The 20967-nt window shown below is 63.2% G+C and carries 19 protein-coding genes; 10 read left to right on the top strand and 9 right to left on the bottom strand.

The window, feature by feature from the left end; translation table 11 throughout:
* Positions 1 to 442: 442 nt before the first annotated feature.
* The 8 genes from NFG58_RS01125 to thpD form a co-directional block, all read right to left on the bottom strand.
* Positions 443 to 2215 (bottom strand): DUF927 domain-containing protein, encoded by a 1773-nt coding sequence (locus NFG58_RS01125; protein WP_348827428.1) that lies wholly within the window; start codon positions 2213 to 2215, stop codon positions 443 to 445.
* A 169-nt stretch (positions 2216 to 2384) separates the two neighbouring features.
* The gene (locus NFG58_RS01120; protein ID WP_348827427.1) at positions 2385 to 3392 is read right to left on the bottom strand and encodes a toprim domain-containing protein; all 1008 of its coding nucleotides are present in this window, start codon (positions 3390 to 3392) and stop codon (positions 2385 to 2387) included.
* Positions 3393 to 3477: 85 nt separating this feature from the next.
* Complete coding sequence (locus NFG58_RS01115) at positions 3478 to 3807, bottom strand: hypothetical protein (protein WP_348827426.1); 330 nt, start codon at positions 3805 to 3807, stop codon at positions 3478 to 3480.
* Positions 3800 to 3958, bottom strand: a complete 159-nt coding sequence (locus NFG58_RS01110; protein ID WP_348827425.1) for a hypothetical protein — start codon at positions 3956 to 3958, stop codon at positions 3800 to 3802. The genes NFG58_RS01115 and NFG58_RS01110 overlap by 8 nt, the downstream gene beginning before the upstream one ends.
* Positions 3955 to 4140: an AlpA family phage regulatory protein gene (locus tag NFG58_RS01105; protein WP_348827424.1), complete on the bottom strand. Its 186-nt coding sequence runs from the start codon at positions 4138 to 4140 to the stop codon at positions 3955 to 3957. The genes NFG58_RS01110 and NFG58_RS01105 overlap by 4 nt, the downstream gene beginning before the upstream one ends.
* A gap of 92 nt (positions 4141 to 4232) precedes the next feature.
* A complete protein-coding gene (locus NFG58_RS01100) occupies positions 4233 to 4868 on the bottom strand; it encodes a hypothetical protein (RefSeq protein ID WP_348827423.1) in 636 nt (211 codons plus the stop codon).
* Positions 4865 to 6163 (bottom strand): integrase arm-type DNA-binding domain-containing protein, encoded by a 1299-nt coding sequence (locus NFG58_RS01095; RefSeq protein WP_348827422.1) that lies wholly within the window; start codon positions 6161 to 6163, stop codon positions 4865 to 4867. Before NFG58_RS01095 ends, NFG58_RS01100 begins: the two co-directional genes overlap by 4 nt.
* 569 nt (positions 6164 to 6732) lie before the next feature.
* Positions 6733 to 7659, bottom strand: a complete 927-nt coding sequence (thpD, locus tag NFG58_RS01090; RefSeq protein WP_108131822.1) for an ectoine hydroxylase — start codon at positions 7657 to 7659, stop codon at positions 6733 to 6735.
* Between the two features lie 613 nt (positions 7660 to 8272).
* Here thpD and NFG58_RS01085 point away from each other — a divergent pair.
* The 9 genes from NFG58_RS01085 (at position 8273) to NFG58_RS01045 (ending at position 18846) form a co-directional block, all read left to right on the top strand.
* Positions 8273 to 8461, top strand: coding sequence for a DUF3008 family protein (locus NFG58_RS01085; protein ID WP_108131823.1), 189 nt, complete (start codon positions 8273 to 8275; stop codon positions 8459 to 8461).
* A 252-nt stretch (positions 8462 to 8713) separates the two neighbouring features.
* Positions 8714 to 9388 carry a response regulator transcription factor gene (locus tag NFG58_RS01080; RefSeq protein ID WP_108131824.1) on the top strand — a complete coding sequence of 225 codons (675 nt, stop codon included), beginning with the start codon at positions 8714 to 8716 and terminating at the stop codon, positions 9386 to 9388.
* A complete protein-coding gene (locus NFG58_RS01075) occupies positions 9388 to 10803 on the top strand; it encodes an ATP-binding protein (RefSeq protein ID WP_348828109.1) in 1416 nt (471 codons plus the stop codon). Before NFG58_RS01080 ends, NFG58_RS01075 begins: the two co-directional genes overlap by 1 nt.
* Before the next feature lie 461 nt (positions 10804 to 11264).
* Complete coding sequence (locus NFG58_RS01070; protein ID WP_348827421.1) at positions 11265 to 13784, top strand: EAL domain-containing protein; 2520 nt, start codon at positions 11265 to 11267, stop codon at positions 13782 to 13784.
* Between the two features lie 156 nt (positions 13785 to 13940).
* Positions 13941 to 14387: a manganese-binding transcriptional regulator MntR gene (gene mntR, locus NFG58_RS01065; protein ID WP_108131827.1), complete on the top strand. Its 447-nt coding sequence runs from the start codon at positions 13941 to 13943 to the stop codon at positions 14385 to 14387.
* A gap of 272 nt (positions 14388 to 14659) precedes the next feature.
* Positions 14660 to 15667, top strand: a complete 1008-nt coding sequence (locus NFG58_RS01060; RefSeq protein ID WP_348827420.1) for a zinc ABC transporter substrate-binding protein — start codon at positions 14660 to 14662, stop codon at positions 15665 to 15667.
* Between the two features lie 55 nt (positions 15668 to 15722).
* Positions 15723 to 16559: a metal ABC transporter ATP-binding protein gene (locus tag NFG58_RS01055; protein WP_108131829.1), complete on the top strand. Its 837-nt coding sequence runs from the start codon at positions 15723 to 15725 to the stop codon at positions 16557 to 16559.
* Positions 16556 to 17704, top strand: coding sequence for a metal ABC transporter permease (locus tag NFG58_RS01050; RefSeq protein ID WP_222568080.1), 1149 nt, complete (start codon positions 16556 to 16558; stop codon positions 17702 to 17704). Before NFG58_RS01055 ends, NFG58_RS01050 begins: the two co-directional genes overlap by 4 nt.
* Positions 17701 to 18846 carry a metal ABC transporter permease gene (locus NFG58_RS01045; protein WP_213227384.1) on the top strand — a complete coding sequence of 382 codons (1146 nt, stop codon included), beginning with the start codon at positions 17701 to 17703 and terminating at the stop codon, positions 18844 to 18846. The genes NFG58_RS01050 and NFG58_RS01045 overlap by 4 nt, the downstream gene beginning before the upstream one ends.
* A gap of 153 nt (positions 18847 to 18999) precedes the next feature.
* Here NFG58_RS01045 and NFG58_RS01040 read toward each other — a convergent pair whose 3' ends face one another.
* Positions 19000 to 19788 carry a transporter substrate-binding domain-containing protein gene (locus NFG58_RS01040; protein ID WP_045993169.1) on the bottom strand — a complete coding sequence of 263 codons (789 nt, stop codon included), beginning with the start codon at positions 19786 to 19788 and terminating at the stop codon, positions 19000 to 19002.
* Between the two features lie 137 nt (positions 19789 to 19925).
* Here NFG58_RS01040 and NFG58_RS01035 point away from each other — a divergent pair, with 137 nt between their 5' ends.
* A complete protein-coding gene (locus NFG58_RS01035) occupies positions 19926 to 20864 on the top strand; it encodes a LysR family transcriptional regulator (RefSeq protein WP_222568078.1) in 939 nt (312 codons plus the stop codon).
* The last annotated feature ends 103 nt before the right edge of the window (positions 20865 to 20967 follow it).

The following is a 20967-nucleotide window of genomic DNA, read 5'->3' as shown; positions in this document are numbered from 1 at the left end:
GTCGTCGACATTGGCATCAGCCTCGTGACATTGGGGGGTAGAGGTTTGCGGTGCCTGCTTACGCGCTCCCAGGCCTCAGCTGTGCTTAACATCCGATGGGTGTGTTGCCGGGCGGAGGCTAGGTTCGGTGCCGCCTCGAAGGCGTCGTCTATCATCGCGACCAGCTCCGCCCGTACCTGCCGGCTCAAGGGCGACAGCCGCTCCCGTAGCCGGTGCGCCAGCTCGGGGCCAAGGTCACAGCCCGCATCCGATAGAGCGGTCAGCAGCGTCTCGACCTCATTCGGTAGCTCGGCCTTGTCCTGCTGTCCCTCCGTTTTTTGGTGTCCCATGTGTCCCACCTGTCCCAACGGCTCAACCATGCGGGTTGGCGCTGGGACAGGTGCGGGACATGTCGCCTGCCCACGTGTCCCACCAGCGAAGGCGCGGTAAACATCGTCCAGGCTCATGCCGGTATCTCCTCGCTCTCGGCGGGGCGGATCGCATACAGCCGGCGGCGGCTGCCGTTGATCCTAATGCGCACGGATCGGGCATTATCCTCCCGCTCGACAATCCAGCCGGCGGCCTCCAAGGCTTCAGTGCCACGCTTCAGGTCGAAGCCACCCAGCGCTTCGGTCAGACCCTCGCCATTGAACAGATAGGTCCGGCCCTGGGCATCATCGCGCCACCATCCGGCGCGATTGTGGACCGTTGGGGAATGGGTCGGGTCGGCCTCCACACCGCTGAATCGGGCATCGCCGTGCCGCTCGATGAAGCCGTCCACGTTGGTCAGGATTTGCTCATGCTCGCTGCGGATGCCCCCTTGGCCGGCGGCCCATGCCTGGAATGCCTCAATAGCGGCGCTCATCGCCTCTCCCTGCTGCCAGTCCATGAGTCCATACTCGACCGCTAGCTCGCCCGCCAGCCCTATCAGCGCCAGCGCCTTGGCGGCCCGGCCTTGCAACGGGTGGGACGTGGCGAAGCCGGGTAGCCGGGCGAAGCGGTCCACCTCGCCGCCCAGGTCGCGTTCCTCCCGTACCAGCCGCTCGATGAACGCGGGACCAAGGTGGCCATGGTGGCGTGCCACCTCACTTTTCAGGTGGTCCGCGAAGGCCCGGCCATCGGTCAGGTGGTGCAGATGGTCGAAGGCGCCATGCCGGCGCTTGGCCGGTATGTCCAGCAGCCGGACCGCCTGCCCGGCCTTGGGGCGCTTGCCGGCCTCGCTCATGTGGGCGGCGAGAGTGCGCTCGCCGCTGCTCAGGACCGCGATACGCCAGCGGTGCGGGCGTCGGGCGGCGCCGTTGCGGCTGGCGCGAGCCTTGCCGGTGCCATTCCCCAAGGCGTAGACCGTGCCGCCTATCTGTTGAGCATCGGCCTCGCCTATCTCGTCCAGAATCAGCACTGTGTCGCTCAGGGCCGCCGCGACGCCCTCCAGCCCGTTGCCGGTGGCCCTCCAGGTGCGCTTGAAGTCGGGACCGCCCCACACGCTCGCCGCGACCTCCAGCGCCGTAGTCTTGCCGTTGCTGCTATCGCCCACCAGATGGATGCCAGCGGTTTGCCGGTGGGTCAGGTACAGCAGCGGCCCGGCCAGGGCAGTGGACACGGCCAGCACCAGTAGCGGGTTGCCGCTGCATAGGCTGCCGACATGCTGGCGCCAGCTCGCCAGGGTACCGGCGGTGGCGTAGTCGTTCTGACCTGCGTGCTCACTCTGGAAGGTGATGCGGTTAGCCTGCGTACCTTGAGCGAGGGTCCGGCGCGGCATGACGAATGCTCGCCCCTCCTCCAGTTGGTGCCAACCGACACGGGTGGCCGCTATCACGCGCTCATCCGGCAGGCATTGGGACGCCCAGCGGTGCAGCAGCTTGAAACCGTCAGGGCTAATCCGAACGCCCATCCTCATCAGCTCTCGTCGCATTTCCTCGCCACTGCCGCTCAGCAGCTCCAAGGGCATCGCCCATTCACGCCACGGCCCATAGGGTGGTTTGAAGCGCAGCAGCAGCCCGTGATTGTCGCCGCGCTCGTCATGCGTCGCGGCCAGGCACTCGATGGGGCTGCATACCCACACGTCGAACGGCTCGGGATCACTGTCGCCCTTAGGCTGGCGCTGCCCGTGGTGGTACAGGCCTGGCGGCCCGAACTGGGTTGCCGTCAGGTAGACGGAAAAGCTCGGACGCCGCGGCTCCTTGGCTTTCTCCGGCTTACCGTCGCCCTCCTCCTCGGGGTCCACTTCATGGCCCATGGGACACGTGGACACGTCAGGTGTCCCGGAGGTGTCCCGGCTGGAAGCCGCGTCACTACTGGGCCGGGACACATGGGACAGGTGGGACACGTCCATAGGGGTAGGGGTGGGGTCAGACGCGGTGGCCACCAATTCGCTGAACATCCCCGGGGTGTCGGAAGCGGTGCAATCAGTTGTCATGATGACCACCTCCCTGCTGCCGGCACTGGCGCACGTCGGCAAAGTCGGTACACGTCTCGCAGTCGTCGCAGAACCTTGGCATCAGCAGCTTGGCGTCGATGGCCAAAGCGGCATGGCGGGCGGCTACCCGGCCCTTGTTGGGCTCGCCGCGACGCTCAAGGTGGCAGTCATCGTCGCCGCAGATGGTGATGGCCACCTCTGCCGGCAGCCGCTGACGCAACCGCCGGGCAACGGGGGTGAGGTTATCGGCATTGCGGGCGACCACGACCGGGGCACCCATGGCCTCATGCAAGGCGGTAGCCGTTGACCAGCCCTCGGCCACCAGTACGCGCCCAGCGCCAGCTAGGCGGCCTATCAGGCTGGCCACGCCCTTGACGCGACCGCCGGACAAGGGTCGCTTGCCGCCATCGGGATAGATGCGCTCCAAGTTGACCAGCTCGCCATCGAAGAACAGCGCCATCAGCAGCATGTTGCCGCGCTGCCGTAGCCCGTGGGGCGGTAGCTGCTTGCGAGCTAGGTAAGGGTGGCCAGGATCGGCGGGGCCGGCTTGCGCCCACCATCGTTTGGCTTGAGCTGCTGTCGTGGCCTCTTGCGCTCGGCGTTCACGGTCGCAGCGGTCACGCTCCCGCATGGCATCTAGCCGGGCAGTTGCCGCCGCCTCGGGATCGCTGGGACCGTCTAGGGTCACGGTCTCGGCCAGGTCCAGGTGGAAAATGCCGTAGCTAGCCGCCTGGGGTGAGTGGATGCGATACCAGCCGTTTCGCCTGTCCGGTTTGTCCGGTGTGGCGAACCGCTCGAACCGGCCTGACGCTCTGGGCACCAGCGTCACCCCATGTCGGACCAGGGCATCGGCCAGGGCGGCCTCGATGGTGCGATGCTTGCGGGGAGAACCATCGAAGGCCTGGATGTTGAAGCTGGCGCCTGATTCAAGAGCAGCCAGGAAGCGGCGGGTATCGTTGAAGTCGGCGTTTAGTGCGTCCATCGTAGGTGCCTGCATGTCGAATCCTTACCAACAGGGCAGGCTGGCCGATGGCGCTTAGGCGCTCTACAATGGCCATGCACTGCCCATCCATCAGAATGCTTCAGCCCCGGCCTTTCGGGGCTTTTTCTTGCGCATCGTTCGCGGCTTTCACGTTGGCCAGATACTCGCGCATCTTGGCCTTGTCAGCCGGTGTGGCGTGGTAGCGGCCATACCAGCTTTTGGTGCCATCTCTGGTTATGAATGGCACGCGTTCGCAGGGTAGCTCCAGATTCAGTCGTTTTTTGAGGATGCCGATGTAGTGTGGTGAGTTGCTGGCTGGTGCCAGGCGGTCGCATTCTTCACGCGAGCGCGGGGCATTCAACAACGCCAGCATCAAGCGAAAGGCGCGGGGACAAAGCGGGTTTTTGAATCGTGAAGTATGCTTAGTCACGGGCAGCACCTCCCTTAGCAGACAGGGTGAACAGCCAGCAGGCCAGATGCTGACAGAGGGTGTCGAAGTGAATGGCGTGACGACGCGTGCGTGCCACAATGATCCAGCGGGCCACGGCAGCGAACGCAATAGTGAGGGCGGAAAGGTTCATGAGGCAGCCCCCCGCTTTTCCCAAGCTTCCAGGTCGGCAAGGCGCCAGCGGGTGGCGGCGGGGCCAAGGCGCTGAGGCTTCGGGAAGTCGGCACGCTCACGTGCCCAACGCCAGACGGTCGGAACGGACACGGCGTGGCGTTCGGCTACCTGGCGAACTGTCAGGAAGGTTGGTGCGGTCATAGCGATTCACCTTGTGGCTTTTGGGTACAAGGCGAATCGTGACGGAGCAGCTTCAGGAAGGGACGGGAAAAATCGGAAAGTAGTTTTTCCCCCTAGCGCCGCTCACCCTTCAGGTCATCGGCAGCCTCTGGGATCAGCTCCATCACTTGCTGCCAGACCGGGGAGTTCTTGAAACCAGCTTTGTCCCACTCCCGAAAAAACTGCTTCTCTATACCCGGCCTTCGAACATCCTTTAAATAACCTTGTTGCAAGCTCGAGGCTTTGCAGGCAGGCAGTTCAGGATAGAGGTACTGATAGGCTTCGGCTGCCTGATAGGCAGCCCTTTCTAGCGTCTGTCCTGCGTATATCAAATTCCCCATCAGGCTGAAGATGCCGCGCTTTGCTATCTCCTTCTTAATCTGAACACGCCGGCTTGACATTGATTCTCCTCTCTCCCGGCGTACTGATGCCTCGCACTGCAAGCGCCAAAGGGTAGGGATCGGTGGAATATGATTCGAGTAACAGTAGGATGCGGCCAGGTTCAGGTAATAGGGCTCACGTTTTCGGCTCTCAAGGAACAAGCGGACGAGCGCACTGAGCAGGCGCGCGGCGGGTTCCCCTGCGATACTCTTGGCTTCCTGAAAAACCTGCGAATCCTCTTGCTCACCAAGCAGCGGTGGACTGAACACCTCCAAGTCCGTCTCTAATAGCCGGCGCCTCAACTTCTCCCACCCTTGAGCGTGGCTCATGCGTCAGCCTCCTGGCGAATTGGAGTGACGCTGCCAGCCTTGGCCGGTTCTGCGCAGTAGTCCACCCACACCGTCATCAGCCTGGTTCGCTGGGGCATCAGTTCATCGCGTGCATAGGCGGCGCGGGTGGCATCACTGTTCACGTGGGCCAGCGCCAGTTCGCTGACTTCATCGGGAAAAGTCGAGCGGCTACGCGCCCAGTCCTTGAAGGCAGAACGGAAACCATGTGGCACCACCACGCGGCCATCAGTGGGATCGGTATAGCCCGCCCCCTCTTTACCTTCCGCCTTCAGCTTGCTGGCATGCATCCGCTTCACAGTGGCCAATATGGTCACGTCGCTGATTTTCCCGCCACGCGGGGCCGGAAACACCAGCGGCTGGCCTTCCATGCGGGGCAGGGATTCCAGCAGGGCCACAGCATCAGCGGGCAGCGGGATACGGTGTGGCTTCCCTGCCTTCATGCGGCTGGCAGAAATCGTCCACACCTTGGCGGTCAGGTCGATTTCATCCCAGGTGGCGCCCCTGACTTCCCCGGAACGCGCGGCGGTCAGAATGGCGAACTCCAGCGCCCTGGCGCCCATGCCTTCACGGGTGCGAAGGTCTGCCATGAATTCCGGGACACGCTGCCAGGGTAGGGCCGGGAAGTGGCGCTTGCCCTTCACCTTGGCAGGCTTGGCCAGCACGGCATCAAGGTTCCCCCGCCAGCGGGCCGGGTTGTCGCCCTGGCGGTATCCGCGCACGGTCGCCCACGCCAGCACGCTTTCAAGGCGCTGGCGCACACGGGTCGCGGTTTCGGTGCGGGTTTCCCATATCGGTTCCAACGCCTTCAGCACGTGGGCCAGTTCCACGTCAGCAACGGCCACGTCACCAAGGAGGGGGAATGCGTAACGCTCCAAGGACGAAAGCCAATCGTTCTTGTGCTTCACGCTTCGGAATTCCGCTGCCTTGTCTTGGTGGAATTGCTCGGCAGCTTCACGGAAGGTCAGGCGCTTGGCCTGTGCAGCTATATGGGCAGCCCTAGAGGCCTTTCGCTCGGCTACGGGATCGATACCTTCCGCCAGCTTGTCGCGCAGCGCACGTGCCTTGTTGCGGGCATCTGCCAAGGAGACATATGGGAAGCTGCCCAAACCAAAGCCACGGCGGCGGTTCCCCACCAGCACACGCAGCACCCACGAACGCCCTCCGCCAGCGGTAACTTGCAGTAGCAGGCCAGGCACGCCCCCCACAGCATGGAATCCTGGACGGTCAATGCGCCTGACTTCAGCGGCGGTCAGTTCCTTGGCAACCCTCGGCATCGTGCCCCCCTTGCAGAACATCTCATTAGCCAACCTATTAGCCATAAAAAATAGCATCGAATGACATAGGGTGATACAGAAAAAGACGGGGCAAGGCGCACAGACTCGGGGAATCAGCAAGTTATAGCGTCAGCACGGTATAGCTTGATACGGGAGGAAGGTGGACGCCGCCTCCACCAACACCAGAAGAAGACCACCTGTTAAAGGGTGGTCTTTTTCGTTTCAGGGCGCACCCCCTGAAAAGCAGAGCCAAGGGCGAGGTCGGCGCTCTCCACAGACCCCGGGGTTCGATTCCACCGCCTCGACCAACACCAGAAAGATGCCACCTTCCCAAAGGTGGCATTTTTCGTTTCAGGGAGCCCCCCCCTGAAAAGCAGAGCCAAGGGCGAGGTCGGCGCTCTCTACAGACCCCGGGGTTCGATCCCAGCCGCCTCCACCAACACCGACGAAAACGCCACCTTGTGTATCAAGGTGGCGTTTGCTGCTGGAAGTTCTCGAGTCCCAGCGACGATGGCCAGGTAAGCGAGTGACAGTGCCGGTCATGGCGGAGAGGTAGGTGGCGTCGGCTCTCACTCTTCCTGACGCTTTCCTTCGACAGGTTTGAGCGGGCTGTAGTCCTTGCGCGTGGCCAGGAACTCGGGGCGAGGCTTGTTGCCGCAGTAGGGATCGTGGAGGGTATTCTCGACACTGTTATAGACGAAGAACAGATTGCTCCTCGGCCAGCAGGACATATTGATATTGGAGCCGTGCAGCGTATTGCACTCGAACATCACCAATGAGCCAGAATCGCCTTTCGGCGCCTCTATATCGTTCTCCAGCATCAGTTTCTTCAGGCTGGCGGCATCAGGAACACCGATGTCCTGGCTCTTCAATGACTCCTTGTAGTTGTCCTCCGGGGTGCGCCCGACACAAGGAACGAACTGCTTGTGGGACCCTGGTATCAGCATCAAGGGGCCATTGAATTCACCGTTATCCGTCAGGATGATCGAGCAGCTCAGTGACCGCATCCGAGGCATGCCGTCTTCGCTATGCCAGGTCTCGAAGTCCGAGTGCCAGTCAAACCCCTTTCCCTTGAAGCCGGGCTTGTAGTTGATACGAGACTGATGAATGTAGACGTCGCTACCGAGTATCTGCTGCACCATGGCTAATAGCCTCGGGTCCCGTGTCAGACGGCTGAAACGATCCGAGACCTGATGTATGCCGAAGATTGACCGGATCTCCTGTTTTCCGGGCTCCAGCACCGTCCCTTCGGACAATTTGAGGTCTTCGTCCTCTTCGTACTCCCGCAATTCCTGGATAAAGGCATCCATCTCTTCCTTGTCGAAGAAGTTCTCGAAAGAGAGAAAGCCTTTTCTATCAAACTCATCAAGCTCTTCTTCGCTGAGGGGGCCATTCGCTCGCTGCTGTTCATCGCAATGAACGACCGGGTCGATGCGCTCGAACATGCCCAGCTTGCGCTCCAGGCGTGTCGGAAAAAGATCCTGTGTATCTCGCATGGTGGCTTGCTCCCTTGTCATGGCAGAATCGCTGAACGAAAGACGAAGACTCTATGCCTGGCCGAGTCACCAATGAACCGTCGCGGACAAGACTCGATGGGCGCTATATGTCAAAGCTGTTGCAATAGCGTCTGAACAACGTCAATTCGAAAGTCATCAAGGTAATCCTTTACGTCGCCATCAGACGCTGCCAGAGCAGGACGCTGTTTCGTACTTATTATTGAAAAGAGTTGTAACGCCGTGTGACTTCACTTCTTCACATTACTTCGAATCTCGACGGTCAGATTCGGCGGCGGCCAAGGTAGCACCGCTATGCCCAGGCAAAAGCGCAAAAACCTCCAGCGAAAGGATACCTCCACGAAAGAACACAGGCCGACACACTCCCTGGCGAACGTCGCTCTTCCTTCCATGTGATTTCGCCCACTCGCCTCTGGATACGTTTCGGTATTCAGGCAACTGGCGTTGAAGACGTTCATGGCAAGTGATTATGCTGGGACTGATCCGGGTCGAACCTGGCGGAGTCTGGCTTTTCGTCGTTGGATCTGTAGAGCCTGCCAGGCAGCAAACTATTTACGCCGGTACGACAATCTTCTTTCCCTTCAAGGAGGTAACCATGCCAGCGAAATCGAAAGCCCAGCAGATGGCGGCAGGAGCGGCCCTCGCTGCCAAGCGCGGAGAACAGAAGGTGAGCGAACTCGACGGTGCCGCCCGGTCGATGTACGACTCGATGAGCGAAGACGAACTGGAAAAGATGGCGTCGACCGAGCGTACCGGCAAGCCCAGGCACGATTCGCAGTCCTAGGGCTTGTCTGAAAAGTGCCTGCGCTCGGTAATACGGCGTTAAAAATCGGATCACAATGCTCATTTACACCCCGTAAACTGCGCTTTCTCACCGATTTTTGCCTTGTCTAACCTTCGCTCGTCGACTTTTCGGACAGCGCCTAGCCAGAGAACAGCGTCGGATCAAGGCTCCCGTCGATGCTTAAGCGTAGATTAAGGTTTTGCGCCCCATACTGCCTGAGAGACAGTTGGGTAGATCGACGGAGAAGACGCCATGCGGGCACTACTGGTGGAGGATGACCCTCTGTTGGGGGACGGTATCAAGGTCGCACTTGAACGAGAGGGCTATGCAGTCGACTGGTTCACCTGCGGCAAGCCGGCTCTCGAGGCTCTGGCCCTGGAGGCGTTCTCGGTGGTGATCCTCGACCTTGGACTGCCCGACTGCGATGGACTGGAGATCCTGAGACGCCTGCGCCAGCAAACTGCCCTGCCGGTCCTGATCCTGACCGCCCGTGACGCCGTGGAAGAACGTATCCAGGGCTTGGACGCCGGGGCAGACGACTATGTACTGAAGCCCTTCGACCTCCAGGAACTGCTGGCGCGCCTGCGCGTGGTGATTCGACGAGCGGCCGGTCGCGCCAGTTCCACCATCGACGTCGGCACGCTGTGCATCGATGAGGCTCGCCATTGTGTCGACTGGGAGGGACGCGGTATCGCCCTGAGTCGTCGCGAGTTCGCCCTGCTGATCGAGCTCGCCCGTCATCCCGGCCAGGTACTGTCGCGTCCCCGCCTGGAGAGCCTGCTCTACGGCTGGGGCGAAGAACTCGAGTCCAACGCGCTGGAAGTTCACGTTCATCATCTTCGCAAGAAGCTGCACAAGGAGATGATCACCACGGTGCGCGGCATCGGCTATCGCCTCAATACCGACTTCCTGGCCATCACCCCGTGATGTCGATCCATCGCTATCTTTTCCGCACCCTGGCCCTATCCTTGGCCATGGTGGCGCTATTGTCGGTGGTGGCCGCCTGGCTGATCTCGCAAAACGAGCTGGAGGAGATCCTCGATGCCCAGCTCGCCTTCACCGGCAGGGGGCTGATGAGCATGCTCCCCGAGGCACCCGAGGCAGACGACTATCAACGCCTGGCCCGATGGATGGACCAGCGCAAGGCCAGCGCCCACCTGTACACCGACAGCGGCACGTCCGATGACCTGCCAGTCGCACCCGGCCAGACCTATCACCACGAAGAGCGCAAGATGGGCTTCGGACTGTGGACCGAGACCGGCCAGCCGGTGGTGATTGGCCCTGGATGGCAAGACGTCGATCGCCAGCCCCAGATGCCGCCACCTGGTGAGCAGGGTTTCGAGTGGCGATCGCTGGGAGAGTCTCGCTGGCGGGTCTTTGCCCTGCATGACCCGAGTCGTGGTCTGTGGCTACAGATCGGTATCGAGCGGGACTTCTTTCTCGACATCATCGAGCGCATTACGCTCAATCACCTCTGGCCCATGCTACTACTTATGCCGCTGTGCCTGTTGCTGGTGCTGCGCCGTATCCGTCGCGGCCTGCGCCCCATCGAGCGACTATCGCAGCAGGTGGAGCATCGCGACTCCGCCGACCTCAGCCGCATAGAACTGGACGTACCGACGGAACTGGCTGGCCTCAGAGGGTCGCTCAATGACTTTATCGGGCGACTCAAGGCGACCCTGGAAAAGGAAAGACGTTTTACCGCCGATGCCGCCCACGAGCTGCGCACTCCGCTGGCGGCCCTCAAGATCCACCTGGACAACGCCCTGGCGGGCGAAGGCGACGCCCTGCCCAAGGCTCGTCAGGGTGTCGAACGACTCCAGCGCGTGGTAGAGCAGCTTCTGGTACTCGCACGGGTCGATCGCCACACCGCCGCTGCACCGGAAAGCGTAGACCTGCGCTCCCTGCTGCTGGACCTCGCGGCCGAGCTCTGGCCGCTGGCCGACGCCCGTGGCCAGCAACTCCGCCTGGAAGACGTCGACCCGACCACGGTCATGGGCAATGCCACGGAGCTCGGCATCATGATCCGCAATCTGCTGGACAACGCGCTGCGCTACACACCCGACGGTGGCACCATCGAAGCCATCCTCCAGGCAGAGCCCCAGGGTGTTCGCCTAAGCATCCTCGATAGCGGCCCAGGCATTCCCGATACGCACATGGAGCGTGTCGCCGAGCGCTTCCATCGCGCCAGCGACGCCACCATCACCGGTAGCGGTCTGGGCCTTTCCATCGTGCTTGCACTGGCTCATCAGCAAGAGGTCGAAGTCAGCCTGAACAACCGTGAGTCTGGAGGGTTGAACGCCACGCTCCGCTGGCGTCAGCACGCCAGCGCCGCGAGGTGAAGCGCTTTCACTGGCCGTCACCGGCCCACCCGGAGGAAAACGTCACAGCTGTCCGCCCATTTGCTCCAAAGCTCATCGTGAAGAGGCACGGAAATACCAGAATGCTTGCCTGATGTAACAGGGGGCCACGTAAAGCTTTGCCCGAATCGGCAACCAAGGTCGACTCGACTAAAGACAACGGCACTTTATCAGCGCTGTCTCAGCGCCTGACAACGCCTGCCTACTATGATTTTCTTCTCTGAGCCAGACGCCGGCATTTACACTTTTTTCACCGCCAGGACAACAATATAGCGCCCTGTATCACGCAAGCATTGACCGACAATTCTATACTCAAACGCGGATCCATCATGCTGGCGTGGCGACCACTCAGCCCGGCAGGAGCCTTTGCTCTACGCGCCAGGTCATGCTAATCAATGAAGAGGTTGTCTTAAGGCCTTACTACAAGGGACCCACCCCGACCCATGCCGCCCATCTTTATTACCTACCCGCAGGTCGCCCAGGCCATACAGGGAGCACACACGCCCTGGCTCGTCGTCCTGTCGTGTCTGGTAGCACTGGTATCGGTGTATTCGGCCATGGCCGTCGGCGAACGCGTTCACTCTGCGCGATGGCAACATCGACGCAGGGCCTGGTGGCTGGCCGGTGGCACCATGATGGGGCTCGGCATCTGGAGCATGCACTTCACCGGCATGCTCGCCTATCGTCAGCCCTTTCCCGCCCATCATGGTCTGTGGCTGACCCTGGCTTCATTGCTGCCGGCGGTGGTCGCCGGCCTGATCGCCGTGGCGGCGATGGCTCGCAGGGGACTGTCCACCACGCGCAAGATCATCGCGGGATGCCTGCTGGGGCTAGGTATCGCCACCATGCACTACACCGGCATGGCAGCCATGGAGGCGCCTGCCAGCATGCGCTTCGCTCCCATTCCCTTGCTGCTGTCACTGGTGATCTCGCTGCCCTTTGGTATCGCCAGCATCTACAGCTTCCATGCGTCCAGACATTTGCCCCGCGTGCAGGGCATTCGCCTGGGCAGCCTTCTGGCCGCGGTGTTTGCCGCCCTGGCCATCTGCAGCATGCACTATTCGGCCATGATGGCGGTGTACTTTCTGCCGGACCCAGGCTGGCAGGCGACAACACCAATGGCCCATCACGGCTCGCTACTGGCCACCGCCGTCGCCGTGCTGGCATTTCTTTTTGCGCTGACCACCCTGGTCACGGTGCTTGTCGACAGGCGGCTACAGGACAGCGCCATGCGCATGCAGGTCTCACGCCGCCAGTTGGTGGATGTCATCGAATCGATGCACGATGGCGTCGTACTGCTGGATCAGCGTGCCCGCATGATCATGTGCAACCACGCCTTCGAGACCCTGACCGGTGTGCCCCATACCGACCTCCAGGGCCACTCGATGCTCAAGCTCAACACCCTGCTGCGGCTCGATCAGCATCGCAGCCAAGTACTGCGCTCGCTGCGAGAAAATGGCGCCTGGATCGGCGATGTCGAGGTCCGACACCGCCAAGATCGCCGCTTCCCTGCGCGCCTGAGCATCAATCGTGTACGCGCCGATGAAGACGGTAGCGGGCATTTTGTCGCCACCCTCAGCGATACCTCCGCCCACCATGACGCCCAGCAGCATATCCGTTACCAGGCCTATCACGACGGTCTGACCACCTTGCCCAATCGCAGTTCGCTGCAGGAACGCATCCACGCCCTGCAACTGGCCAGCGACATCAGTGGCCGGCACATCATGTTGCTGCTGGTGGATATCGACAACTTCAAGGGCATCAATGATGCCCTCGGTCAGGCCACCGGAGATCGCCTGCTCAAGGCGCTGGCGGCCCGTCTAAGGCCCTGGGCCAGGCAAGCCAACGATCTGGCGCGGCTGAGCAGCAATGAATTTGCGCTGCTCTACGACGGTCTCTCGGTCTCCCCGGAGAATGCCATGGGGCAGGCCAGGGAAAAGGCGCGCAGCGTACTGGAATCCTTGAACGGCGACTATTCGCTGGCCGGCGAGCGCCACAGCTGCCGCGTCAGCGGCGGCTACCTCTTGTTTCGTGGCGGTGACCTCGGCGTCAGCGAACTGCTGAAGCGCGCTGGCCTGGCCCTGCTCGAGAGCAAGAGCGAGGCCGCCCAGCGTCCTTGCGCCTTTGAAGCCAGCATGGTCGAGCGCCTGAATGCTCGACTCAGGCTCGAGCGACAGCTCAAGGACGCGGTGGTCGGCGAGCAATTGCGCCAGTACCTGCAGCCTCAGGTCGATCACCAGGGCACGATTACCGGCGCAGAGGTACTGCTGCGCTGGGAGCATCCGGAGCTGGGGCTGGTCTCGCCGAATGCCTTCATCAGCCTGGCCGAGGACACCGGCCAGATCATCGAACTGGGCAACTGGGTGCTGCGCAAGACCTGTGAGCTGCTGGCCGACTGGCAACACGACCCCCACAGAAGCGCCTGGACCCTGTCGGTCAACGTCAGCGCCCGGGAATTCCAGCGCGCCGACTTCGTCACCGGCGTGGAGAGGGCCCTGACGGATACCGGGGCGCCTGCAAGCCAGCTGACCCTGGAGCTCACCGAGTCCTTGATGTTGGGTGAGGCCTATCCGGTCATCGATACCCTGACCCACCTGCGCACCCTCGGGGTGCGCTTCGCCATCGATGACTTCGGTACCGGATATTCTTCTCTGGCCTACCTCAAGCGCCTCCCGCTGGACAGCCTGAAGATCGATGTGGCCTTCGTCCGCGATCTGACCGATGACCCCACTGCGGCTCCCATCGCCCAGACCATCATCGCCCTCGCCCAGACCCTGCAACTCGGCGTCATCGCCGAGGGCGTCGAAACCGTGGAGCAGCAAAAGCGGCTGCTGGAGCTGGGCTGTCGTTCATTCCAGGGTTATCTGTACTCGAAGCCCCTTCCCCTCCATCAATTCCTGGCCCTGTCGTCGCGCCGCCGACTGCCGGTGGATGGATCGGCGATACCACTGCTTCAGGGCTGAGGTTTTGCCCTGACATGGGCGTATGCAGGAAGGTCGCAACTCCGCTACCCCCCTTCCCGCGGAACGCCTCTGCGTGAGGTATCACCTTTGCTGAACTTGCATTACTGCCACCAATTGGCAAGATGGACACCCTGACCCGAGGCGACTCCATCCCCCATGAACGACCCCCTCAACCACGACGAACGCGCATCGCTGATTTCCCCGGAAAGCCACGTCGAGGGGTTTCGCAAGGCACGGGACGCCCGCCGCACCGAACTGATCGAAGACTACGTCGAGCTGATCTCGGATCTGATCACCGACGGCGGTGAAGCGCGCCAGACCGATATCGCCCGCCGCCTGGGCGTCGCCCAGCCCACCGTCGCCAAGATGCTCAAGCGTCTCGATGACGAGGGCCTGATCATCAAGCGCCCCTATCGCGGCATCTTCCTGACCGACAAGGGCAAGGCCCTGGCCGATGCCAGCCGCGAACGACACCAGATCGTCGAAGCCTTCCTGATCAAGCTGGGCATCAATCCCGAAACCGCGCGGGTCGACGCCGAAGGCATCGAGCACCATGTCAGCGCCGAGACCCTAGCCGCCTTCGAACGCTTTCTGAAAGGCTGACGCCATCGCCGGAGCCCATCAGGCTTCGTGCGCCGCTCTGCCAACACTATGCCAGCCCTCTGCCAGCCCTCAGCCAGCCCCGGCCACCTCCAGGCAACAGGGCCTGTTGGTGCGCTCCAACGCGCGAATAGCCTGACTCGATCACCTCGATTAGCGCTTCACGCTTGACGCGAGGGGCCTTAGGCGCCAAAACTTAGCCACGTCTATAAATGATAGCCAAATGGCACTTCGGTGCTGCTTGCGCGTCGTCCTTGCCCCGAGGAGCCCTGTTCATGCGTCGTTCAGCCCCGGCTTCGGCCCTGCTGACCCTGGCCTCGCTGGCCGCTCTGACCACCACCCAGGTTCACGCCCAATCCGACGCCGTGAAGACGCAGGCACCGCTGGATGTGGTCGTCACCGTCGGCATGCTCGGTGACCTGGTCGAGCAGGTGGGCGGCGACTGTGTCGCGGTCAACACCATGATGGGGCCGGGGATCGATCCCCACCTGTACCAGGCCAGCGCCCGCGACGTGCACGATCTCGATCAGGCCGAGCTGATCCTCTACAGCGGCTTTTCACTGGAGGGCCAGCTCGGCAAGGTGTTCGATCGATTCTCCCGGATCAAGCCCACCGCTGCGGTAAGTGAGCAGGCCGTCGGCGACGACCAACTTATCCACACCCAGGACGCCTATGGCGTCGACCCCCACCTGTGGATGGATGCAGGACTCTGGGCCCGGAACGTTCCGGTCATCGCGGAACTGCTGGGAGAGCAACGTCCGCACTGTGCCGAGGCCATGCAGCAGCGCGCCGAGGCCTACCAGGCGTCACTGGCCGAACTCGATGACTGGATTCAGGCCAGCATCGACAGCGTCCCGGCCGAGCAGCGCATCCTGGTGACCGCCCACGACGCCTTCGGCTACTACGGACGCGCCTACGGCATCGAGGTGGCCGGCATCCAGGGGCTATCCACCGCCACCGAGACCGGCGTGGCCGATATTCGCCGCATGGCCGAGCTGGTGGTCGAGCGTGGCGTTCCCGCCATGTTCGTCGAGAGCACCATCAATCCGCGCACCGTCCAGGCGGTGATCGACGCCGCCGCCGATCAGGACCACCGGGTCGAGATCGGCGGGCAGCTCTATTCCGACGCCATGGGCGCCAAGGGCACCCTGGAGGGCACCTACATCGGCATGCTCAAGAGCAACACCGAGCATATCGTCAGCGCCCTGGGCGGTCAGCCCGCTCCCTTGCCTGAGGCCCTCGCGGCGCAGATCGCCTCCGCCAGCCAGGACGCCGACCAGTGAACACCACCACCCCGCAGCGCTTGAACGCCACCGCGAGGTCGACAGGAGCCACACCATGAGCGAGCAGCTCCACGAACCCGACCTGGCCCTCCACGTGGAGGACCTGACGGTCAGCTACCATGGCAAGCCGGTGCTGTGGGACATCGATTTCGACGTACCGCCCGGTGTCATGGCCGCCATCGTCGGCCCCAACGGCGCCGGCAAGAGCACCTTGATCAAGAGCATCCTCGGCCTGGTGCCCAGCGTCGCCGGCCACGTCACCCTGCATGGGCGCCCCTACCGCCAGGCGCGGCGGCGGGTCGGCTACGTGCCCCAGCGCTCCACGGTGGACTGGGACTTTCCCACCACCGCACAGGACGTGGTCGGCATGGGCCTCTACGGCCGGCTGGGCTGGCTCAGGCGGCCCGGCCGCCGCGAGCGACACGAGGCCATGCAGGCGCTGGAGATGGTCGGCATGGACGGCTTTGCCGATCGCCAGATCAGCCAGTTGTCCGGCGGCCAGCAGCAGCGGGTGTTCCTGGCCCGGGCGCTGGTCCAGAAGGCCGACGTCTACTTCCTCGATGAGCCCATGGCAGGCGTCGACGCCACCACCGAACGCGCCATCGTCGACATCCTGCGCAGGCTGCGGGACCAGGGCAAGACGGTGATCGTGGTCCACCACGACCTGCAGACGGTGCGCAGCTACTTCGACTGGATGCTGATGCTCAACGTGCGAGTGATCGCCCAGGGGCCGGTCAACGACGTCTATACCGCCGACAACCTGCGCCGCGCCTACGGCGGCCAGATCGCCCTGCTCGACGATGTCACCGGCGTCATTCCCGCCGAGCGCGAGCTCGCCGGCCAGCGACCCGAGACGCGCACGCAGGAAAGTCGTGAAGAGGTGCCGAGATGAGCCTGAACGCCCTGCTCGGCGACTACACCCTGCAGAACGTGGTGATGGGCGCGGCGATGCTGGGTCTGGTCAGCGGCGTGCTCGGCTGTTTCGCGGTGCTGCGCAAGCAGAGCCTGCTCGGCGATACCCTGTCCCACGCGGCGCTACCCGGTGTCTGCCTGGGCTTCATCATCGCCGGGGGCCGCGAGATGGGCAGCATCCTTGCCGGCGCGCTGTTCACAGGCTCCTTGGCGGCGCTGGTGATGCTGCTGCTGACCCGCATGAGCCGGCTCAAGACCGACGCCGCCCTTGGCATCTCGCTCAGCGTGTTCTTCGCCATAGGGGTGGTGCTGTTGACCTATATCCAGGGCACCGGCAACGCATCCCAGGGGGGGCTCGACGCCTTCCTGTTCGGCCAGGCCGCCGCCACCCTGCGCAGCGACCTGTGGATCATGGCCGGCGTCAGCGGCGTGGCGCTGGTGCTGGTCGGCGGGCTGTGGAAGGAATTCAAGCTGGTGTCCTTCGACGCCGAATTCGCTGCCACCCAGGGCCTGCCGGTCACACTGCTCGAGGCCTTGATGACGGTGATGATCGCCCTGGCCGTGGTGGTCGGCCTGCAGATGGTCGGCGTGGTGCTGATGGCTGCCATGGTCATCGCCCCGGCGGTGGCGGCGCGTCAGTGGGCCAACAAGCTGGAGACCATGGTCATGCTGTCGGCGCTGTTCGGTATCGTCGGTGGCGTCACCGGCGCCTTGATCAGTGCCCTCGGCCCGGGGCTCGCCACCGGGCCGCTGATCATCCTGAGCCTGTCCAGCGTGGTGCTGGTATCGCTGCTGTTTGCGCCTCGCCGGGGCTTTGTGTGGGAAATCCTCAAGCTTCAGCGTGATCGGCGCCAGCTACGTCACCAGCGGGTGCTCACCACCCTCTACCAGCTCGCCAGCCACCACGCCGATCGCCAGTATCGCTCCGAGAAACGCATGGTGGACGCCTACCTGGGCACCGACAGCCGGCGCGCGCTGGAGCGCTTGACCGCCCGTGGCCTGATCACCCAGCAGACGCCGCCGTCCCACGAACCCGGTGACCACAAGCGCTGGGTACTGACGCCGGAAGGCTGTCGCGAGGCCGAGCGCATTCTCGATGACCTTGGCCGGGGAGGCCGCGCATGATGGCATCGCTGTTCAACAATATTCCGCTGATGATCATGCTGGTCGGCGCCCTCGTCGGCATCGCCTCCAGCCTGGTCGGGACCTTTCTGGTACTGCGCGGCACCAGCATGCTGTCCGACGCCATCGGACATTCCATCGTCTTCGGCATCGTGGTGGTGTGGTTGCTGACCCACCAGGCCAGCGGCCCGCTGCAGATCATCGGTGCGGCGCTCACCGGCATCTTCACGGTGTTTCTTACCGAGCTGCTGGTGTCGACGCAGAAGGTCAAGAAGGACGCCGCCATCGGTCTGGTGTTCCCGGTGCTGTTTTCCCTCGGGGTCCTGCTGATCAACCTCTACGCCAGCGACGTGCACATCGATGCCCACACCGTGCTGCTCGGCGAGATCGGCTTCGTGTGGCTCGACACCCTGCCTATCGGCGGTGTCGAGGTGCCCCGGGCGCTGGTCTCCATGGGGGCCATGACGGCGCTGAACCTGGCCTTCGTGGCGGCCTTCTACAAGGAGCTGAAGCTCGCCACCTTCGACAGCGCCCTGGCCAAGGCGCTGGGCTTCGCTCCTACCGCGCTGTTCTATGTGCTGCTGCTGTTGACCAGCGGCACCGCGGTGGCCGCCTTCGACGCTGTGGGGGCGGTGCTGTTCGTGGCCTTTGTCATCGTGCCGCCCTCGGCGGCCTACCTGCTCACCGACCGGCTGTGGAAGATCTTCGTCTACGCCTCGCTGATCGCCGCCGCCTCCAGCGTCTCGGGCTACTACCTGGCGGTGGCCTGGGACGTCTCCATCGGCGGAATGATGGCGGTGATGACCGGCGTCTTCCTCGCCCTGGCCTTCCTCCTCGGCCCGCGCTACGGCGTCTTCGCTCAATGGCTCGAACGTCGCCGCCAGCGCGAGCTGAACGAGAGCCGTACCCTGATGGTGCACCTCTATCACCACGAGGACGGCCCGGAGAAGGCGGTAGAAAACGTCACCATGGCGCTGCGTGATCACCTGATGTGGGACCCCGCCCGTGCCGAGCGGGTGGTGGAGCGCTCGCGCCAGCGCCATCTGGTCGTCCAGGAGGGCGAGCGTCTGCACCTGACCCAGGCCGGACGCAACCTGGCCCGGGAGATACTCGAGCCCGGCGCCAAGGCCGAAACCGGGGCCTGAGCACCGCGCGGACCCGGATACGCCTCTGGCAGCGACATAAGCCCAGCTAGCGCAACAAAAAGGGCGGCCAATGGCCGCCCTTTTCGTGTTCCAACTACCGGTAGCAAAATCGCTTACTGGGCCTGGCGAGGGTCCGGCCAGGCCAGACCATCCTCAGATCTTGATGTCGTAGTCCACGTACTTGTGCATCAGCTCGTCGTAGGTGCCGTCTTCCTTGATCTCGGCCAGGGCCTGGTTGAACTGCTCGGCGAGCTCCTTGTCGCGGGGACGGAAGGCCACCGCCACACCATGGCCGAAGTACGACTTGGGCTCACGGATCAACTCGGAGCTGACCACCACCTCGCTGTCGGCCTCGTCCACCTGCAGATTGGCCAGCGCCAGCGGGTAGTACATGAAGGCGCTGTCCAGGCGTCCGGTCTTGACGTCCAGCGCCAGGTCCTCGGCGGTGGCGTAGCGACGAACCTCCATGATGTCGCCATAGGTGTCGGTGATGAAGCGGTCGCGGATGGTGCCGCGCTGCACGCCCACCGTCAGGCCTTCGAGGCTGTCGCGATCGTCGGGGTCGATCTGCTGGTCACGCAGGGTCACCCACACGCTGGGGTTGGAATAGTAGGGTTCGGAGAACAGCACCTGCTGTCTGCGCTCCTCGGTGATCGCCATCGATGACATGATGGCGTCGTACTTGCGCGCCATCAGCCCCGGGATGATGCCATCCCAGCTCTGCTCGACCCACTCGCACTGACGCTGGATGCGCCGGCACACCTCTTCCCCGAGTTCCACCTCGAAACCGGCAAGGGTGCCATCGGGAAGACGATACTCGAAGGGCTCGAACGGGATATCCACCCCCAGCTTGAGTGGCTCATCCGCCTGAACGGTGGTGGAAGCAAGGGCGGAAAGCCCGATCAGGGCGCCAAGCAGCAGGGGGCGGGAAAACGATCGCATCCGTGAGATTCCTTTTTTGCGTTATGGTTATTGATCTATGCCTTTTGGGCCTGATGAGTCTGCCACTCTCCGCCTGCGCCGCCAAGCCACTTGCAGGACAATGACAGACACCGCCCCACCACGACCAAGGAATTCCGATGCTCAACGGCCGTGCCCTGGCCTATCTGTGTGAAGTGCAGCGCCGTGGGTCGCTGCGTGGCGCCGCCGTCCACCTCAATGTGGACGTCTCGGCCATCAGCCGACTGATCCGCCGCCAGGAAGAAGAACTGGCGACGCCCCTGCTGACCCGCCACCCCGACGGCGTCTCGCTGACCGAAGCCGGACGCCTGCTGGTCGACCACCATCGTGCCCAGTGCGACGCCGAGAGCGCCACCCTGTCACGCCTCAACGCCCTGCAGAGCCTGAACAGCGGGGAAGTCCGTCTGGCGGTGGGCGAAGGCTTCATCGCCGATCTGATCAACGCCCCGCTGCAGACCTTCATGACCGCCCACCCGGGCATCGACATCGTGGTGGTGATGGCCGGCGTCAACGAGGCCATGGCCCTGATCCGCGATCGCGAGGTGGACCTGGCGCTGCTGTATGCCCCACCGGTGGACCCGACGCTGCATTGCCATGTCGAGCGCCGCCACCCGCTGGACCTGATCGTACCCGCCGACCACCCGCTGACGCGGCGCCAGACGCCGCTGACCCTCTACGAAATCAGCGACTGGCCGCTGGCGCTGATGGACAACCCCTTCGGCATGCGCCAGATGGTCGACCAGGTGGCCCACCAGGAACGCCTGCATCTGACCTCACGGCTGCACACCAATTCGGTGGCGGTGCTGAAGAACTTCGTGCGCTCCGGGATCGGTGTCACCTTCATGCCGGAACTGACCGTTGCCGACGATATCGAGCAGGGGCTGATCCGGGTGTTGCCGCTGGCCCATCCGGTGCTCAATGGTGCCCGCGCCCAGATCGTCAGCCGCCAGGATCGCCCGCTCTCGGTGGCCGCCGAGGCGTGCCTGTCCCATCTCAGACGAGGCATGCGCTTCTTTCAGGATGACGCCCCCCGCGTCACGGCAGCTTGCCGCTACTGAGGCGTTGCCTGAAGATCAACGCCATAGGGTTTGATTAGTCAACGCGACAACGCCTAGTCTCGATATCGACTTGCAACGATGCCGTTTTACAACAACACGACAA

Origin of the sequence: Halomonas sp. RT37 (genome assembly GCF_040070525.1) — a bacterium.
Taxonomy (GTDB): domain Bacteria; phylum Pseudomonadota; class Gammaproteobacteria; order Pseudomonadales; family Halomonadaceae; genus Halomonas; species Halomonas litopenaei.
Note: the sequence above shows the minus strand (reverse complement) of the source record. Positions and strands in the feature narration are given on the sequence as shown.

Bases quoted from the DNA above. Each gene is read 5' to 3' on its own strand.
- NFG58_RS01125 (WP_348827428.1), bottom strand. From the start codon at position 2,215: ATGGGCCATGAAGTGGACCCCGAGGAGGAGGGCGACGGTAAGCCGGAG.
- NFG58_RS01120 (WP_348827427.1), bottom strand. From the start codon at position 3,392: ATGCAGGCACCTACGATGGACGCACTAAACGCCGACTTCAACGATACC.
- NFG58_RS01110 (WP_348827425.1), bottom strand. From the start codon at position 3,958: ATGAACCTTTCCGCCCTCACTATTGCGTTCGCTGCCGTGGCCCGCTGG.
- NFG58_RS01105 (WP_348827424.1), bottom strand. From the start codon at position 4,140: ATGACCGCACCAACCTTCCTGACAGTTCGCCAGGTAGCCGAACGCCAC.
- NFG58_RS01100 (WP_348827423.1), bottom strand. From the start codon at position 4,868: ATGAGCCACGCTCAAGGGTGGGAGAAGTTGAGGCGCCGGCTATTAGAG.
- NFG58_RS01095 (WP_348827422.1), bottom strand. From the start codon at position 6,163: ATGCCGAGGGTTGCCAAGGAACTGACCGCCGCTGAAGTCAGGCGCATT.
- thpD (WP_108131822.1), bottom strand. From the start codon at position 7,659: ATGCGAGATACACAGGATCTTTTTCCGACACGCCTGGAGCGCAAGCTG.
- NFG58_RS01085 (WP_108131823.1), top strand. From the start codon at position 8,273: ATGCCAGCGAAATCGAAAGCCCAGCAGATGGCGGCAGGAGCGGCCCTC.
- NFG58_RS01080 (WP_108131824.1), top strand. From the start codon at position 8,714: ATGCGGGCACTACTGGTGGAGGATGACCCTCTGTTGGGGGACGGTATC.
- NFG58_RS01075 (WP_348828109.1), top strand. From the start codon at position 9,388: ATGTCGATCCATCGCTATCTTTTCCGCACCCTGGCCCTATCCTTGGCC.
- NFG58_RS01070 (WP_348827421.1), top strand. From the start codon at position 11,265: ATGCCGCCCATCTTTATTACCTACCCGCAGGTCGCCCAGGCCATACAG.
- mntR (WP_108131827.1), top strand. From the start codon at position 13,941: ATGAACGACCCCCTCAACCACGACGAACGCGCATCGCTGATTTCCCCG.
- NFG58_RS01060 (WP_348827420.1), top strand. From the start codon at position 14,660: ATGCGTCGTTCAGCCCCGGCTTCGGCCCTGCTGACCCTGGCCTCGCTG.
- NFG58_RS01055 (WP_108131829.1), top strand. From the start codon at position 15,723: ATGAGCGAGCAGCTCCACGAACCCGACCTGGCCCTCCACGTGGAGGAC.
- NFG58_RS01050 (WP_222568080.1), top strand. From the start codon at position 16,556: ATGAGCCTGAACGCCCTGCTCGGCGACTACACCCTGCAGAACGTGGTG.
- NFG58_RS01045 (WP_213227384.1), top strand. From the start codon at position 17,701: ATGATGGCATCGCTGTTCAACAATATTCCGCTGATGATCATGCTGGTC.
- NFG58_RS01040 (WP_045993169.1), bottom strand. From the start codon at position 19,788: ATGCGATCGTTTTCCCGCCCCCTGCTGCTTGGCGCCCTGATCGGGCTT.
- NFG58_RS01035 (WP_222568078.1), top strand. From the start codon at position 19,926: ATGCTCAACGGCCGTGCCCTGGCCTATCTGTGTGAAGTGCAGCGCCGT.